Source organism: Rahnella sp. Larv3_ips, from assembly GCF_003697865.1.
GTDB classification, from domain to species: Bacteria; Pseudomonadota; Gammaproteobacteria; order Enterobacterales; family Enterobacteriaceae; genus Rahnella; species Rahnella rivi.
This window is the reverse complement of sequence record NZ_MJIB01000003.1, coordinates 529,081-543,606: the sequence shown is the minus strand read 5'-3', so window position 1 is coordinate 543,606 and position 14,526 is coordinate 529,081. Positions and strand designations below refer to the sequence as shown.

General features: G+C 51.8%; 9 protein-coding genes, 1 tRNA gene and 2 rRNA genes. 9 read left to right on the top strand and 3 right to left on the bottom strand.

Features of this window, described 5'->3' with window-relative positions; translation table 11 throughout:
• The 7 genes from rrf (ED901_RS02495) to aceK all read left to right on the top strand — a co-directional run.
• Positions 1-90 (top strand): 5S ribosomal RNA (rrf, locus tag ED901_RS02495); the annotation flags it as partial.
• Positions 91-140: 50 nt separating this feature from the next.
• A tRNA-Thr gene (locus tag ED901_RS02490) sits at positions 141-216 on the top strand.
• Between the two features lie 37 nt (positions 217-253).
• Positions 254-369, top strand: a 5S ribosomal RNA gene (rrf, locus tag ED901_RS02485).
• 292 nt (positions 370-661) lie between these two features.
• The gene (gene metA, locus ED901_RS02480) at positions 662-1,591 is read left to right on the top strand and encodes a homoserine O-succinyltransferase (protein WP_056775984.1); all 930 of its coding nucleotides are present in this window, start codon (positions 662-664) and stop codon (positions 1,589-1,591) included.
• A 373-nt stretch (positions 1,592-1,964) separates the two neighbouring features.
• Positions 1,965-3,563 (top strand): malate synthase A, encoded by a 1,599-nt coding sequence (aceB, locus tag ED901_RS02475; protein ID WP_122094583.1) that lies wholly within the window; start codon positions 1,965-1,967, stop codon positions 3,561-3,563.
• Between the two features lie 40 nt (positions 3,564-3,603).
• On the top strand, positions 3,604-4,926 hold the full coding sequence (gene aceA / locus ED901_RS02470) for an isocitrate lyase (protein ID WP_122094581.1): 1,323 nt from the start codon (positions 3,604-3,606) through the stop codon (positions 4,924-4,926).
• Positions 4,927-4,978: 52 nt separating this feature from the next.
• Positions 4,979-6,700 carry a bifunctional isocitrate dehydrogenase kinase/phosphatase gene (gene aceK, locus ED901_RS02465; protein WP_122094579.1) on the top strand — a complete coding sequence of 574 codons (1,722 nt, stop codon included), beginning with the start codon at positions 4,979-4,981 and terminating at the stop codon, positions 6,698-6,700.
• A 35-nt stretch (positions 6,701-6,735) separates the two neighbouring features.
• Here aceK and ED901_RS25020 read toward each other — a convergent pair whose 3' ends face one another.
• Together ED901_RS25020 and iclR are read right to left on the bottom strand one after the other, a co-directional pair.
• Complete coding sequence (locus tag ED901_RS25020; RefSeq protein WP_156361983.1) at positions 6,736-7,485, bottom strand: hypothetical protein; 750 nt, start codon at positions 7,483-7,485, stop codon at positions 6,736-6,738.
• A gap of 117 nt (positions 7,486-7,602) precedes the next feature.
• On the bottom strand, positions 7,603-8,445 hold the full coding sequence (gene iclR, locus ED901_RS02460; RefSeq protein ID WP_122094577.1) for a glyoxylate bypass operon transcriptional repressor IclR: 843 nt from the start codon (positions 8,443-8,445) through the stop codon (positions 7,603-7,605).
• A 248-nt stretch (positions 8,446-8,693) separates the two neighbouring features.
• Here iclR and metH point away from each other — a divergent pair, with 248 nt between their 5' ends.
• On the top strand, positions 8,694-12,395 hold the full coding sequence (gene metH, locus ED901_RS02455; RefSeq protein WP_122094576.1) for a methionine synthase: 3,702 nt from the start codon (positions 8,694-8,696) through the stop codon (positions 12,393-12,395).
• Positions 12,396-12,544: 149 nt separating this feature from the next.
• On the opposite strand, the gene ED901_RS02450 is transcribed toward metH, so the two are convergent.
• The gene (locus tag ED901_RS02450; RefSeq protein WP_122094574.1) at positions 12,545-13,255 is read right to left on the bottom strand and encodes a UTRA domain-containing protein; all 711 of its coding nucleotides are present in this window, start codon (positions 13,253-13,255) and stop codon (positions 12,545-12,547) included.
• A gap of 202 nt (positions 13,256-13,457) precedes the next feature.
• On the opposite strand from ED901_RS02450, the gene ED901_RS02445 reads away from it, so the two are divergent.
• A complete protein-coding gene (locus ED901_RS02445; protein ID WP_056775999.1) occupies positions 13,458-14,516 on the top strand; it encodes an ABC transporter substrate-binding protein in 1,059 nt (352 codons plus the stop codon).
• Positions 14,517-14,526 lie beyond the last annotated feature (10 nt).

Genomic DNA, 14,526 nt, shown 5'->3' with positions numbered 1-14,526 from the left:
ACCTGACCCCATGCCGAACTCAGAAGTGAAACGCCGTAGCGCCGATGGTAGTGTGGGGTCTCCCCATGCGAGAGTAGGGAACTGCCAGGCATCAAATTAGTAAGATTTGCTTTAAAGCAAATTGTTATAAGAATAAGCGTGCTGATATGGCTCAGTTGGTAGAGCGCACCCTTGGTAAGGGTGAGGTCCCCAGTTCGACTCTGGGTATCAGCACCAGTAATAAGCGTAGAGTTCGGTAAATTAACAGAATTTGCCTGGCGGCAGTAGCGCGGTGGTCCCACCTGACCCCATGCCGAACTCAGAAGTGAAACGCCGTAGCGCCGATGGTAGTGTGGGGTCTCCCCATGCGAGAGTAGGGAACTGCCAGGCATCAAACAAGTGGAAAGCCCTGTACTGACGTACAGGGCTTTTTGCTGTGTGGAATTTGAGTAAACATGTTCATTAATTGTTCTGTTACCCGCATAAACCGACGTCCTGAAGCATTCTTTTTATCTCTCTCCGCCCCTTATTTTCCTTTCTTTATAACCAGATCCTCTAAATTAATAACCTAAGCTGAAACATTTTCACTTACCGGATGCAGGCTCGACATTGATTCAAAAAACCGTTATCTTCGGCTGTCTAGAAGTCTAAACGTATAAATGGATGCAGTGAGGAAGTTGTTATGCCGATCCGGGTTCCAGATGATTTACCAGCCGTTAATTTCCTGCGCAATGAGAATGTCTTTGTCATGACCTCTTCACGTGCGAAAACCCAGGAAATCCGTCCTCTTAAGGTGCTGGTTCTCAACCTGATGCCGAAAAAAATTGAGACTGAAAATCAGTTTTTGCGGCTGCTTTCCAACTCTCCATTGCAGATAGATGTGCAGCTGCTGCGTATCGACAGCCGCGAGTCAAAAAATACACCCGCCGAGCATTTGAATAATTTCTACTGTGATTTCGAAGATATCCAGCATGACAATTATGATGGTCTGATTGTCACGGGTGCACCTCTTGGTCTGGTCGATTTTTGTGATGTCGCTTACTGGCCTGAGATTGAGCGGGTTATTCACTGGGCAAAAGAACATGTCACGTCAACGCTGTTTGTCTGCTGGGCCGTTCAGGCTGCTTTAAATGTGTTGTACGACATACCCAAGATGACCCGTGAAACCAAGCTCTCGGGCGTTTATCCGCACCAGACGTTGCAATCTGTCGCACTGCTCACCCGCGGGTTTGATGAAACCTTCCTGGCTCCACATTCACGCTATGCTGATTTTCCGGCAGATGTGCTGCGTCAGTACACAGATCTCGACATACTGGCGGAGTCAGAGGAAGCGGGTGCTTACCTTTTCGCGACGAAAGATAAGCGTATGGCGTTCGTTACAGGCCATCCTGAATATGATGCAGGCACGCTGGCCGGTGAATATCTGCGAGATGTCGCGGCCGGTCTTTCTCCCGATATGCCCTACAACTATTTCCCGCAGGATAATGTAGAGCTCTCTCCTAAAGCGACCTGGCGTAGCCACGGGCATTTGCTCTTCACTAACTGGTTGAATTACTACGTTTATCAAATCACACCGTTTGATCTTCGCCAGATGAACCCTACCCTCGAGTAATACTTTGCACGTTCTGACAGACGATCCCCGCGATCGTCTGTTTCATTTCAACGTCTGTCAGATTTTATCCCTTCTAAGAAATCCCCCTTCGTCGTATTCCATATGCAATTACGAAATTCATTATCATTTTTTGAAAATTAATTTTCTTCATATCTTATTGATCATAAATACAAATTATTTTGTTTTAAAATAAAATGGAAATCGTTTTTGATTTTGTGGAAATTCTGATTACGCTTAAATCTATCGGGCAATAAATAACCAGAGCCAAATCGTCAAACGTTGCATCTGACGACGCTGGATTGTTTTCTACCCTAAAAGTATCTGCTAAGTGAGGCGGTCTGGCAGATTAAGCAGATAAATCAGGAGAATAGCGATGTCAGAGCAAATTATCCGCAGTCAGCTTGGCTTCACACGCCGTTTTGGTGAGCACGAAACACATATTCTGACAGAGGAAGCCGTCGATTTTCTTGCGGAACTGGTCATGCGTTTCACGCCACAGCGTAATCGCCTGCTGGCCGAACGCATCGCTGTACAGCAGAGAATTGATCAGGGAGAGCTGCCTGATTTTATTTCGGAAACTGATTCCATTAAAAATTCCGAATGGAAAATCCGTAGTATCCCTGCTGATTTGCAGGACCGCCGTGTTGAAATCACTGGACCTGTTGAACGCAAAATGGTCATTAACGCGCTCAATGCCAATGTAAAAGTATTCATGGCGGATTTCGAAGATTCTCTGGCTCCGGACTGGCAGAAAGTCATTGAGGGGCAGATTAACTTGCGTGATGCAGTTAATGGCACGATCAGCTACACCAATGAGTCGGGCAAAATTTATCAGCTCAGGCCAGACCCTGCCGTGCTGATTTGCCGCGTTCGGGGTCTGCATCTGCCGGAAAAGCATGTCACCTGGCAGGGCGAAGCCATTCCCGGTTCGCTGTTTGATTTTGCTTTGTACTTTTTCCACAACCACCGCGCCTTGTTATCAAAAGGCAGTGGTCCCTATTTTTACCTGCCGAAAATGCAGTCTTATCAGGAAGCTGACTGGTGGAGCAAGGTCTTCAGCTTTGCCGAAGATTATGCGGGATTGTCACGCGGTACGATCAAAGCGACGGTGCTGATTGAAACCCTGCCCGCCGTTTTTCAGATGGACGACATTCTTTACCACCTGCGTGATCACATCGTTGGCCTGAATTGTGGTCGCTGGGATTACATCTTCAGCTATATCAAGACGCTGAAAAATCACGGCGATCGCGTTCTTCCCGATCGCCAGTCAGTCACCATGACGCAGCCCTTCCTCAACGCTTACTCACGATTACTGATCAAAACCTGCCATCGACGCGGCGCCTTCGCGATGGGGGGAATGGCGGCATTTATTCCCAGCAAAGATGCCCGGCGTAACGAATGGGTATTGAACAAAGTCAGAACGGACAAAGAGCTGGAGGCAAAAAACGGGCATGACGGTACCTGGATAGCGCATCCGGGGCTGGCTGATACTGTGCTTGAAGTGTTCGATAAAGTGCTGGGTAATCGCTCAAACCAGCTTGAGGTATTACGTGAAGAAGATGCTGGTATCACCGCAGAGCAGTTACTGGAGCCTTGTTCCGGCGAGCGCACTGAAGAGGGAATGCGCGCCAATATCCGCGTGGCCGTGCAGTACATCGAAGCCTGGATTTCCGGCAACGGCTGCGTGCCGATTTACGGGCTGATGGAAGATGCGGCGACCGCAGAAATTTCCCGCACCTCGATCTGGCAGTGGATCCACCACGGTAAAACGCTCAGCGATGGCCAGCTTGTTACCAAGCCGATGTTCCGGCGCATGCTGAATGAAGAAATGCTGGTGATCCAACAGGAGCTGGGGGAACAGCGTTTCAGCGCCGGTCGCTTCACACAGGCCGCTGCATTGATGGAAAAAATCACCACACAGGACGAACTCATCGATTTCCTGACTCTGCCGGGCTATCAGCTGCTGGCCTGATCTTTCTTACCCTACTTATAAAAAGACCGGAGCACTCGCCATGAAAACAACACGTAATCAGCAAATTCAGCAGCTTGAAGAAACATGGAAACAACCCCGCTGGGCAGGGATCACCCGCCCCTACACTGCAGCACAAGTGATCAGTCTGCGCGGTTCTGTCAATCCGGAATGTACTCTGGCTCAGCACGGAGCCTCCCGTCTGTGGAATTTATTGCACGGCTCGTCACGCAAAGGTTATGTGAACTGCCTCGGCGCGTTGACTGGCGGTCAGGCTTTACAGCAGGCAAAAGCCGGTATTGAAGCCATCTATCTCTCCGGCTGGCAGGTTGCCGCCGATGCCAATACGGCTTCCAGCATGTATCCGGACCAGTCGTTATATCCGGTGAATTCAGTGCCTGAAGTGGTGGCGCGGATCAATAATACTTTCCGCCGTGCAGATCAGATCCAATGGTCGAATAACATTGAACCGGGTCAGCCGGGCTATACCGACTATTTCCTGCCGATTGTGGCCGATGCTGAAGCCGGTTTTGGCGGCGTACTTAATGCCTTTGAGCTGATGAAATCCATGATTGAAGCGGGTGCGGCGGCGGTCCATTTTGAAGACCAGCTTGCTGCGGTGAAAAAGTGCGGTCATATGGGCGGCAAGGTGTTAGTGCCGACTCAGGAAGCGGTGCAGAAACTGGTGTCTGCGCGTCTGGCTGCGGATGTCCTCGGTGTGCCAACGCTACTGGTCGCCCGAACCGACGCCGACGCTGCGGATCTGCTGACGTCTGACTGCGACCCGTATGACAGTCAGTTTATTACCGGTGAGAGAACACACGAAGGCTTTTACCGCACGAATGCCGGTATCGAGCAGGCGATTAGCCGCGGACTGGCGTATGCGCCTTATGCGGACATCGTCTGGTGCGAAACCTCTACGCCAGATCTGGCGCTGGCCCGGCGTTTTGCGGACGCCATTCACGCCAAATTCCCCGGAAAATTAATGGCTTATAACTGTTCGCCATCCTTTAACTGGAAGAAAAATCTCGACGACAAGACCATTGCCAGCTTCCAGGATCAGCTTGCTGCGATGGGCTATCAGTACCAGTTCATCACGCTGGCGGGCATCCATAGCATGTGGTTCAACATGTTTGATCTGGCACATGCCTACGCGCAGGGTGAGGGCATGAAGCATTATGTCGAAAAAGTTCAGGAACCGGAGTTTGCGGCGATAGGGCGCGGCTACACCTTTGCCTCGCATCAGCAGGAAGTGGGGACCGGTTACTTTGATAAAGTCACCAACATCATTCAGGGCGGACATTCTTCAGTCACTGCGTTAACCGGTTCGACGGAGGAACAGCAGTTTTCCCCGACGCCTCACTGATTTCTCTTCAGCCCGGTGTCAGCCGGGCATTTCGCCTTCAGGAACCCAGACTATGCGCATAGAGTTGTTGATTGCTCAGACGATTTTGCAGGGATTCGATGCACAGTATGGCCGTTTTCTGGAAGTGACAGCGGGGGCTCAGCAGCGTTTCGAGCAGGCAGACTGGTCAGCCGTGCAGGCGGCGATGAAACAGCGGATCCATCTTTATGATCATCATGTCGGGCTGGTGGTCGCGCAGCTGAAATGCATTACCGGTCCGCATTTTTATGATGCGGCATTCCTTATCCGCGTTAAGCGCTGTTATTCCGGCTTACTGCCAGACTATCCGCGGGCAGAAATTGCCGAAAGTTTCTTTAATTCCGTCTACTGCCGGATCTTCAAACATCGGGATCTGACCGCAGACAAACTCTTTATTTTCAGCGAACAGCCGGTTCACCGTCCGCAACATTGCGCGCGTCCGTTAGCCAGACAGTATCCGGTACAGGGTCATCTCGCAGATTGCCTCGGGAAAGTGCTTGATGATTTGCCGATACGTTTACCCTGGGAAGACGCCCGGCGTGACGTCGGATTAATTATCACTGTGCTGAAGCAGCGTTTTACCGTGGCAGACCTGTCAGATGCGGTTCTTGAAATGGCGACTGAAATTTTCTACCGCAACAAAGCGGCGTGGGTCATTGGAAAAATCCGCGTTAATCAGCAGATTTTTCCGCTGTTGCTGCCGGTACATCTGAGCCATAAAAACGAATTATTTGTCGATGCCTGCCTGACGGGCAGTGATGATGCCAGCATCGTATTTGGTTTTGCCCGTTCCTATTTTATGGTGTATGCCCCGCAGCCGGGCACGCTGGTGGAATGGTTGCGCGAGATTTTACCCGCTAAAACCACCGCTGAACTTTACAGCGCGATCGGCTGCCAGAAGCACGCCAAAACCGAATGCTACCGTGAGCATTTACGCTTTATGGCGCAGACAAATGAATCGTTCATTATTGCACCGGGCGTAAAAGGAATGGTGATGCTGGTGTTTACCCTGCCGGGTAGTGACCGGGTGTTTAAAGTGATAAAGGACCGTTTTTCACCTCAAAAAGAGGTCACCGAAGCGCAGGTTATGGCGTGCTACCAGCTGGTGAAAGAACACGACCGCGTGGGGCGAATGGCGGATACCCAGGAGTTCGAGCATTTTATTCTGGAGAAGAAAAATATCAGCCCTGAACTCATGGCAGAATTATTACGCGAAGTGCCGGCCAAAATTGAAGATCTGGGAAACTGCATTGCGCTTCGACATCTCTACATTGAAAGACGCATGACACCGCTGAATATCTATCTGGAACAGGCGAGCGATCAGCAACTGCATGATGTGATTGAAGAATATGGCAATGCGATAAAACAACTGGCAGCGGCTAATGTTTTTCCCGGTGACATGTTGTTTAAAAATTTCGGTGTCACCCGCCACGGACGGGTAGTGTTCTATGATTACGACGAAATTTGTTATATGACAGAAGTGAATTTCCGCAATATCCCTGCACCGCGTTATCCCGAAGATGAACTCGCCAGCGAACCCTGGTACAGCATCGCGCCACAAGATGTTTTCCCGGAAGAGTTTCGGTATTTCCTGTGTACTGATCCGCGCATTCGGCATGTGCTGGAAAATCTACACGGCGATATCTTTAAAACAGATTACTGGCAAAGACTCCAGCAGAGGATCCTGAGCGGTCATGTGGAAGATGTTTATGCCTACAGACAAAAGCAGCGTCTGAAAAATATATCAGGGCATTGAATGCCCTGATATATAATTAAAAATCCTGAGATTATTTAGCTGTTATATCCGTCACTCACATTGGATGCTCTGCTGCAATGTGAGCCAAAGGAGGAAAAACTTGAAATATCGGACATGCCCCGCGAACTTGCAGAACCTGCCGAGCTAAATTGTCTGTCAGCGCCCGTACTCAGGCATTCGAAGTCATACGCACTAAAAAGGCTTTCCGGAAGGATTTTCTTAATATTAGGATAGAGATTCGTATGACGGCGGTCCGGTGCAGGTTGATAGTGCCCGCTCGCGTTACTCCATGATACTAAAGTACGATGATTGAAAAGCATGTCTCCGGCAAAAAGCACGTCCTGGCATTGTGTCAGTGAAGTATGCCCTTCAACTTCGCACCGGGTGGTCGAATTAAATACGTTACCCATTGCATCAGCGCCTCTGTCAGATTTATTACTGCCAGAACTTTCGAAGGCTAAAAACTGATTAATGGAGTCGTAAGCTAATCCGCAATAAATTTGTGCAGGGTTGCTGGAAAGAATAACAAACAAGAAGCGACCATTTAAAGGCGGATTAAATATAGAGGATCCTTCAATAGGCGTAATAGAATAACCCTCCGCCAGGCTATGTTGCAAAGTAAAAATCTTATCTCTTCTTGCCGGCGTTTGCGGGGTGTTCAACACAACCTCCATTGGCATTAAAGGATACTTTAGCGAATTAGCTTTTTTTATCCTTTCTAAATGTTTTTCCTTAAGTCCGAAAGAAAAATAGGTTTCCAGCAACTTTAATTCTCTGTGATTCAATGTGAAATATCCTTATAAAACACGGGTGCTATTTTTCAAAAACAGAGGTTATCCTGACCGTCCTTGAAAATCCGTAGCCTGCCTTTCGGCCCATTTGCTACCCCGCTATTTTCTCTTTTAATGCTTACCACCGCCATAGGCTTGCGTAATTTCTTTCGCTGCATGGATAACTAATGCACCTAACTCGGTCACACGATCGTCGGTGATGCGCGAGATCGGGCCTGAAATCGAAATAGCGGCATACGCATCATTATGCTCATCGTAAATGCAGGTCGCCACGCAGCGCAGGCCAAGTGCATGTTCCTCATCATCAAAGGCATACCCACGTTTACGGGTGTCGGCCAGCTCCTGTTTCAGGTTTACCGGAGACGTTTTGGTCAGCGGCGTGTAGCTGTGCAATCCGATTTTATGCAGCAACTTCACCAGCCGCTCTTCCGGCAGCGTGGAAAGAAAAGCTTTCCCCGCGCCCGAAGCATGCATCGGTAATTTTCCGCCGATGGGGGCGGACATGCGCATCAGCGCATTGCATTGCACCTGATCGATGATGATCGCCTGATAATCACTGTGATCCAGTACCGCCAGATTCACCGTTTCTCCAGATTCCTCCATCAGACGGCGCAGCATCGGGTGCACCATCGCCAGTAAATTACGACTTTGCAGGAAGCTGCTGCCCACCACAAAGGCATGTGAACCTATGGTCCACAAACCCAAATCGCCGACCTGACGAACAAACCCCTGCTGTTGCATGGTGGTCAGCAAACGGTGGGTGGTGGAATTCGGTAAACCGGCCTGCTGTGCCAGATCGGTCAGCGCCACGCTGCCCTGAGCTTCGGCAATGTATTCCAGCAATTTCAGTCCACGTGTCAGGGATTGCACCTGCCCGGTGGCGGCGCTGCCTGTCGCGGCAGCGGCTTTGAGTTTTTTAACACGTTTGGCCGGAGTGGAGGCGGAAGTTGCCATGAGTCTGTTCCTTATAAGATGCGCCAAAGACTGGCAAAGAAAAAATCGTTTTTGGAATTGGTTTTCGTTTTTACAGTATGGATCGCAACCTGCCTTTGCGCTCATCCGATGTGTTGCACGCTATTTGCGGGATGTCTTCCCGAATTGAAAAAGTCTCACGTCGGCGCGGCCTTTTGGCCGGGGAAGGTATGCTAGGATGTTGACCATAATTTCCGGCGCAGAAATGAACAATTTGCCGGGTGTGCGTGATGGGTGATGAGGTGAAAGTGACTAATCGAGTAGAGGCGCTACATAAGCAGCTGGCACAGCGCATTTTGGTTCTGGACGGTGGCATGGGCACCATGATCCAAAGCTATCGTCTGGAAGAAGAGGACTACCGTGGCGAACGTTTTGCTGACTGGGAAAGCGATCTTAAAGGCAATAACGATCTTCTGGTGCTCTCCAAACCTGAAGTGATCGTCGAGATCCACAATGGCTACCTGGCTGCTGGTGCCGATATTCTCGAAACCAACACTTTTAACTCCACCACCATCGCGATGGCTGACTACCATATGGAATCGCTGTCAGCTGAAATTAACTACGAAGCGGCCCGGCTGGCGCGCCAGTGCGCCGATGAGTGGACCGCCCGCACGCCGCACAAACCGCGTTATGTGGCCGGTGTGTTAGGGCCGACTAACCGTACCGCCTCGATTTCCCCGGATGTGAACGATCCGGCGTATCGCAACGTCTCTTTTGATCAGCTGGTCGAAGCCTACCGGGAATCTACCCGCGCGCTGGTTAAAGGTGGCGCGGATTTGATCATGATCGAAACCGTTTTCGACACGCTTAACGCCAAAGCCGCCACCTTTGCGGTAGAAACTGAATTTGAAGCACTGGGCATCGTGCTGCCGGTGATGGTTTCCGGCACCATCACCGACGCCTCCGGACGAACCTTATCAGGCCAGACCACCGAAGCCTTCTACAACTCACTGCGTCACGTTAAGCCGCTGACCTTTGGTCTTAACTGCGCGCTGGGGCCGGATGAATTGCGCGAATATGTCGCCGAACTATCACGTATCGCGGAATGCTACGTCACCGCCCACCCGAACGCCGGTCTGCCGAACGCCTTTGGTGAGTACGATCTGGAAGCCAAAGAAATGGCGGAGCACATCGGTGAGTGGGCCCGTTCGGGCTTTCTGAACATCGTCGGTGGCTGTTGTGGCACCACGCCCGCGCATATCGCGGCGATGGTGAAAGCCGTAGAAGGCGTGCCGCCGCGCGTTCTGCCTGACATTCCGGTTGCCTGTCGTCTGGCCGGGCTTGAACCGCTGACCATCGATGCGAAAACGCTGTTTGTGAACGTCGGCGAACGAACTAACGTGACCGGTTCCGCCCGTTTTAAGCGGCTGATCAAAGAAGAAAAATACGCAGAAGCGCTCGCCGTCGCCCGCCAGCAGGTGGAAAGCGGCGCGCAAATCATTGATATTAATATGGATGAGGGAATGCTCGACGCGGAAGCGGCGATGGTGCGCTTCCTCAATCTGATTGCCGGTGAACCGGATATTGCCCGTGTGCCGATCATGATCGATTCCTCCAAATGGAACGTCATAGAACAGGGCCTGAAATGCATTCAGGGAAAAGGCATTGTTAACTCGATCTCCATGAAAGAGGGCGAGGAAGCTTTCCTGCATCATGCACGCATGGTGCGCCGTTACGGTGCCGCCGTGGTGGTGATGGCCTTCGATGAAACCGGGCAGGCGGATACCCGCAAACGCAAAATAGAAATCTGCCGTCGTGCCTATAAATTGCTGACAGAGAAAGTCGGCTTTCCGCCGGAAGACATCATTTTCGACCCGAACATTTTTGCGGTCGCCACCGGCATCGAAGAGCACAACAACTATGCTGTCGATTTCATTGAGGCCTGTGCAGATATCAAAGCGCAGCTGCCGCACGCGCTGATTTCCGGCGGTGTTTCCAACGTTTCATTCTCGTTTCGCGGTAATGACCACGTTCGCGAAGCCATTCACGCCGTTTTCCTCTATCACGCCATCCAGAACGGTATGGATATGGGGATTGTTAACGCCGGTCAGTTAGCCATTTATGATGATCTCCCGGCTGAACTGCGCGATGCCGTTGAAGACGTGATCCTTAACCGGCGCGACGACGGTACTGAGCGCCTGCTCGATCTGGCGGAGAAATATCGCGGCAATAAAGATGATGGGGAGGCCAATAAGCAGCAGGCCGAATGGCGCGGATGGGATGTAAAAAAACGTCTCGAATACTCGCTGATTAAAGGCATTACCGAGTTTATCGAACTGGATACGGAAGAGTGCCGCCAGCAGGCTGCGCGCCCGATTGAAGTGATCGAAGGGCCGCTGATGGACGGCATGAACGTGGTGGGCGATTTATTCGGCGCCGGTAAAATGTTTCTGCCGCAGGTGGTGAAATCTGCCCGCGTGATGAAGCAGGCCGTGGCTTACCTCGAGCCATACATTGAAGCCAGCAAAGAGAAAGGCAAAACCAACGGCAAAATCCTGCTGGCTACGGTGAAAGGCGATGTGCATGACATCGGCAAAAATATCGTCGGTGTGGTGTTGCAGTGCAATAACTACGAGATTATCGATCTTGGCGTGATGGTCGCGACTGACAAAATTCTGAAAACGGCCATCGAAGAAAAGGTCGATATCATCGGGCTTTCCGGCCTGATCACACCTTCGCTGGATGAAATGGTGAACGTGGCCAAAGAGATGGAGCGACGTGGCTTCACAATGCCGCTGCTGATCGGCGGCGCAACGACCTCCAAAGCGCACACCGCCGTTAAAATCGAGCAAAACTACAGCGGCCCGACGGTCTATGTACAAAACGCCTCGCGTTCGGTGGGCGTGGTGTCTGCGCTGCTGTCCGATGAACAGCGCGGCCCTTTCATCGAGCGTACGCGCAAAGAGTACGACACCGTGCGTATTCAGCATGGCCGTAAAAAGCCACGCACGCCGCCGGTCAGTCTGGAGGTCGCGCGTGATAACGCCACCACCATTGACTGGGAAAGCTACACGCCGCCGGTGGCGCACCGTCTGGGCGTGCAGAAAGTGGAAGCCAGCATTGAAACGCTGCGCAATTACATTGACTGGACGCCGTTCTTTATGACCTGGTCGCTGGCCGGAAAATATCCGCGCATTCTTGAAGACGAGGTGGTCGGCGAAGAGGCGAAGCGCCTGTTTAAAGATGCCAATGACCTGCTCGATAAACTCTCCGCAGAGAAATTACTCAACCCGCGTGGCGTTGTCGGCCTGTTCCCGGCAAACCGCAGGGGCGATGATATTGAGATCTACAGCGATGAGCGTCGTCAGGATGTGCTGGTTGTCAGCCATCATCTGCGCCAGCAAACGGAAAAAACCGATTTTGCCAACTACTGCCTGGCTGACTTTGTCGCCCCGAAATCCAGCGGTAAGAAAGATTACATGGGCGCATTCGCCGTGACCGGCGGGCTGGAGGAAGACGCGCTGGCCGAGGCCTATGACAGGCAGCACGACGACTACAACAAAATCATGATCAAAGCGCTGGCTGACCGTCTGGCGGAGGCCTTTGCGGAATATTTGCATGAAAAAGTGCGCAAGGTGTACTGGGGCTTTGCGGCCAACGAGAACCTGAGCAATGAAGAGCTGATCCGTGAGAATTATCAGGGGATACGCCCGGCGCCGGGTTATCCGGCCTGTCCGGAACATACGGAAAAAGGTCAGATCTGGACGTTGCTGGATGTGGAAGCCAACACCGGCATGCAACTGACCGAATCTTTCGCCATGTGGCCGGGAGCGGCTGTTTCTGGCTGGTACTTCAGCCACCCGGACAGCAAATATTTCGCCGTGGCGCAGATTCAGCGCGATCAGGTCGAAGACTACGCCGCGCGTAAAAATATGCCGGTCGCCGAAGTTGAACGCTGGCTGGCGCCAAACCTGGGTTACGACGCCGACTAACACCCGTCATCCTTCAGGCTGACTCTGCGTTGGCTGCCATCACGAACCCCAGTCACTTTCTAAAATAAGTGACTGGGGTTCATTCAGTTGCCGCCTTGATTCATCCCGAATGATTCAGGGTATCCCGGCAGAGTTTTTGCCCACTGAAATCAATTCACTTCTACATCAATGTGCAGCGCGTCATAGCGCCAGTATTCCAGATCGCAGTCGATGACCCGATCGTGCTGGTCGCGGTTGGTGCGCGTAATAAACAGCGCCGGACTGCCGGAGGCGACTCTCAGCGCGCGCGAAGCTTGCTCGGACAGCAGCGTGGGCACCATATCAAAACGAACGCGTCCGTAATGAATATCATAACGGGCAGCGTATAAATCTGTCAGAGATGTCGTGAGATCGGCGCCGAGAATACCCTGAAAATACAGCGGATTAAGGTAGTGCTCGACATACAAAACGGGGCGCTTGTCGATATAACGTAACCGGCGGATACAAATCACCTCACTCCCTGATGGCAACAGGAGTTTCTGGCAGACCGTCTCACTGGCAACGCAATATTTTGCATCAATGACTTCGGTTTGCGCATCGCGCCCCTGATCTTTCGCCATCGCGTGAAAATGACTTCTTTGCAACGGGTTATAGACAATGCGCGGCGGTGACACAAACCAGCCGCGCCGGACTTCGCGATAAATCAGCCCCTGCGCTTCGAGCTGGCCCAATGCTTCCCGCAGCGTGATGCGGGTTGTGGAAAAATGGTCACTCAGCGCACGCTCAGAAGGCAGCCTTCCCTCGGCTGAAAATGCCCCCGTTGCGATACTTTCACTTAACGCCTTACAAATCACGGCAACGGTCGTCTGCGATTCACCCATCGGTCAGCAAGCCTCATTTCAGTGCGTTTTTGCACCAATCCGACCCTTTACTGTGTAAATAATGTGCGCCCGTTAACAGCTGCAAGCTTAAAACTGCTGCTTTTTCACGCTGACATATAATTATCACAATTGATCGTTAGATTGGCTTGGTTCTTGCTGGACTAGACCAGCACTTCACACACTACCATCTGGAGCATCCGTTATGAAACAGTTGTTCGCTTCTGTGTTAACCAGCGCGCTCGTATTGTCCACCTCTGCCGCTTTTGCCGCTGAGCCTCCTGCTGAACTCGTGAAAGCGGCGCAAGCTGAAGGAACGGTAAACAGCGTCGGTATGCCTGATGACTGGGCGAACTGGAAGGGAACCTGGAGTGATTTGAGCACCAAATATGGCCTCAAACACAGCGATACTGACATGAGCTCGGCGCAGGAAATCGCCAAATTCCTCGCGGAAAAAGACAACGCCAGCGCAGATATTGGCGACGTAGGAGCCGCGTTCGGGCCGGTAGCCGTGCAGAAGGGCGTCACCCAGCCTTACAAACCGACCACCTGGGATCAGGTGCCGGACTGGGCGAAAGATAAAGAAGGTATGTGGGCACTCGCTTACACCGGCACCATTGCTTTCATCATTGATAAATCTCAGGTGAAAGATGAGCCGCACAGCTGGGCCGATCTGCTGAACAGTAAATACAAAGTCACTATCGGCGATGTGAGCACCGCAGCGCAGGCCGCCAACGGCGTGCTGGCGGCCACTTACGCCATGGGCGGTAACGAAACTAACCTGAAACCGGGGCTGGAATACTTTGGCAAGCTGGCGAAAGCAGGGCGTCTGAGCCTCACTAACCCGGTGATCGCCTCTCTGGAAAAAGGTGAAGTGCAGGTCGGTGTGGTCTGGGACTTCAACGGTCTGAGCTATCGCGACAAAATCGACAAAACCCGCTTCGACGTGGTGATCCCATCCGATGGTTCCATCACTTCCGGCTATACCACCATCATCAACAAATTCGCCAAACACCCAAACGCCGCCAAACTGGCGCGCGAATACATCTTCTCTGATGCAGGCCAGATCAACTTAGCGCAGGGTTATGCCCGTCCGATCCGTGCCGACCACATCACCCTGCCTGATGATGTGAAAGCCAAACTGCTGCCATCGAGCGAGTACAAAAATGCGCATCCGATTGCGGATACGGCTGCCTGGGATAAGAGCGCTAAAACCTTGCCTCGCCTGTGGCAGGAAAACGTCATGATCAATATGCAGCAGTAAGCGTGGGATC